At 69.8% G+C, this 2913-nt stretch carries 3 protein-coding genes; 2 read left to right on the top strand and 1 reads right to left on the bottom strand.

The genetic code is table 11. From position 1 onward, the window contains the following. Both AB0O00_RS34190 and AB0O00_RS34185 read left to right on the top strand, forming a co-directional pair. Nucleotides 1–960 (top strand): M28 family metallopeptidase (locus AB0O00_RS34190; RefSeq protein WP_363658495.1); only part of this gene is annotated, 960 nt, incomplete at its 5' end. A gap of 158 nt (nucleotides 961–1118) precedes the next feature. Next, on the top strand, nucleotides 1119–1457 hold the full coding sequence (locus AB0O00_RS34185; RefSeq protein ID WP_363658493.1) for a YciI family protein: 339 nt from the start codon (nucleotides 1119–1121) through the stop codon (nucleotides 1455–1457). Between the two features lie 85 nt (nucleotides 1458–1542). Here the strand turns inward: AB0O00_RS34185 and AB0O00_RS34180 are convergent, their stop codons facing one another. Then, nucleotides 1543–2703, bottom strand: coding sequence for a transposase (locus AB0O00_RS34180; protein ID WP_363658492.1), 1161 nt, complete (start codon nucleotides 2701–2703; stop codon nucleotides 1543–1545). Between the last annotated feature and the right edge of the window lie 210 nt (nucleotides 2704–2913).

Below are 2913 nucleotides of genomic sequence, written 5' to 3'. Positions count from 1 at the left end.
CAGCGCGGCGGCTGCGGCTTCGGCCCGAAGACGAAGAACGCGCAGGCGGCCGGCTACCAGGCGGTGATGCTGTTCAACGAGGGCCAGCCCGGCCGTGACGGGGCACTGACCGGCACGATCGGCGAGCCCACGACCATCCCCGTGGTGGGCCTCGCCTACGCCGACGGCCTCGCGCTCTACCAGGCGGCGAAGTCGGGCACCGGCGCGACCGTCCACCTCGTGACCAGCACCGAGCAGAACCCCACCGCGCAGACCCGCAGCATCATCGCGGAGACCCGCGGCGGCGACCCGAACCACGTCCTGCTCGTGCACGCCGAGCTCGACGCCCTGCCCAGCGGCCCCGGGATCAACGAGAACGGCACCGGCGTGGCGACGGCCCTGGAGATCGCGCGCCAGCTCGCGCGCCTGCACGTGCCGCCGCACTACAAGGTCCGCTTCGCGTTCTTCGGTGCCGAGGAGACCCGGGCGTTCCGCGACGCCACCGGCGCGGTCGGGCTCCAGGGCTCGTACTACTACGTCAACACGATCGGCCCGGCCGAGGTGGCCAAGATCTTCGCCGCCATCCACCTCGACTCGGTCGGCTCGCCGAACTACACCCGCTACGTCTTCGACGGCAGCGGACCGGCCGGATCGGACAAGATCGCCAAGCTGTTCACCGACGCGTTCGCCGCGCGCGGCATGGCCACCGATCCGCACCCGCCCACCACGTTCGACGGCGACTCCGACTACGGCCCGCTGATGAACGCGGGCGTCCCGACCGGCGGCCTGTTCGGCGGCGCGGCCGAGGTCAAGACCGCGGACCAGGCCAAGAAGTACGGCGGCACGGCGGGCCAGGAGAACGACCCGTGCTTCCACCAGGCCTGCGACACGATCAAGAACGTGAACCGCAAGGCGGTCGCCGAGTTCGGCTCCGCCGCCTGGACGGTGGTGCGCGAGCTCGCCGCCAAGGGCCTGAGCTGATCCACGTCCGACCCTGTCCAGAACCGCATCCGCTGTTCGTCGTGGCGATGCGGTGACGGACGATCCGTTCCGGTCGTCCGGTGTGATCACCGGGCGGCCGGTGCCGGTTCCGCCCTAGAATCGGGTCGCCGCGCTTCCGTCAACCGAGAGTTGGAGCCATGAAGTTCATGCTCTTCGTCTGCGTCGACAAGGCCGCCTACGACGGCGAGCCGCAGAAGCCGGTCGAGCCCGACGAGCCGATGCCCTGGGCCGACGACCTCGACGCGGCCGGCATCCGCCTGCACGGCGACGAGCTGAGCCCGTACCACGCCGCCACCACCGTCCGTCTGCGCGGCGGCGAGGTCGTGCTCGGCGACGGGCCGTTCGCCGAGACCAAGGAGGTCATCGCGGGTTACGACATCATCGACTGCGCCGACCTCAAGGAGGCGATCGACATCGCCTCCCGCCACCCCGTGGCCGAGCACGGCGTGATCGAGATCCGCCCCTTCCGCAGCTGAGCGTCAACTTGACCCAACCCTGAAGGGACCGGGCTTGTGGGTAGGGCGCGGCTGGCTGTCGCGTGGCCTCCCACGTCTGAGCCACCTATGGGGTGGCTGGGACGCGTGACTCACGCCCCGCTCTCCACGCGGCTTCGCCCTTGCGGGCGATGTTGCGGGAAGCGTTCCGGTCGGCGTGGGCAACAACCCCGCAGGACCGGCAGACGAACAGGGCCTGGCTGACCCGGTTCCTCTTGTCGATGTGATGGCAGTCGGCGCAGGTCTGCGAGGTGTACGCCGGGTCCACGTGGACGAGCGCCACCCCGGCGCGCTGCGCCTTGTACGCGAGGAAGGACCCGAGCTGGTGGAATGCCCAGGAGTGGAGCGTGACCTGTTGGGGCTTGCGCAGCCGTGCCCGGTCACGGATCCCGCTCAGGTCTTCGAGCGCGATCCCCTTCCCGGTGCGTTCAGCCTCGGTCACGATCGTCTTCGCGATGATGTGGTTGGTGTTGGCAGCGTGCCGCGCTTCGGTGCGGTTGCGCTTCTTCAGCAGGCGTTTGGCGGACTTGGTGCCCTTGGCCTGGAGCTTCCTGCGCAGGTCGAGCTGGCGCTTTCGGTGGCGGTTCAGCCCGCGCCCGGTCATCGGCTTCATGCCGTCCACCGTGGCGATGTTGACGATCCCCAGGTCCACCCCGAGCCATCCGGTGGGCTCGGCCACCGGTGCGGCGGGGACCTCGCATACCGCGATCAGAAAGAACATCCCGTCGCGCTCGACCAGGTCGCTCTCGCCCTTGCGGTACAGCCGGAGGGTCTTCAACGCCTCGGGCGAGCAGGCGAAGGCCAGGTTCTTCATCCGGCCGGCGGTGGTCCAGATCGACACCGCCCTCGCGTCGTACTGCCAGGACAGGCACCGGTCGTCGAACGGCTGGGCGGCGTTCTCGCGGAAGGAGACCGGCTTGGACTGTGCCTTGGCCCGACGCTTGGAGCCCGGTCTGCCGAGATTGCCGGCCCGGATGTTGGCCCTCAGCGCGGCGTAGGCGTCGACGACCTTCTTGACCACCCGCACCGCGGGCTGGGCCGAGAGGCCGAACTCCGCCTTGACCGCGCCGTACACCAGCTTCTGCAGGTCATTGCGGGAGAAGACCCGGTTCTCGAACGCCGTGACCGACACCGCGTCGGCAGCCCGGTTGCACGCACGCAGGGTAGCCCCCAGAGCCGGCGCCTGCTCAGGCGACGGCAGGAGCTTGACCTGCATGACGATCTTCACAACCGGCAAGCTAACAGGAGGCACTGACAGTGCGCGCCGACCGGCAACGAAACGAGCTCCGGCACTCCGCGCCTACGAATCAAGGACCCATTCCTCCCAGGGCTGAAGCCCTGGGCCTCCTTGGAGATGCCAGGTGAACGTCGAGTCCGCCGTGGGGGCCCCCGTGCCGGGCGGGAGGGGGCCGGGGGGGGGGTGCCGGTTTCTCCCCCC

It is taken from the genome of Kitasatospora sp. NPDC093558 (assembly GCF_040683475.1).
Lineage (GTDB): Bacteria > Actinomycetota > Actinomycetes > Streptomycetales > Streptomycetaceae > Kitasatospora.
The sequence above is the reverse complement of the archived record's forward strand: the minus strand, read 5'-3'. Positions and strand labels throughout refer to the sequence as shown.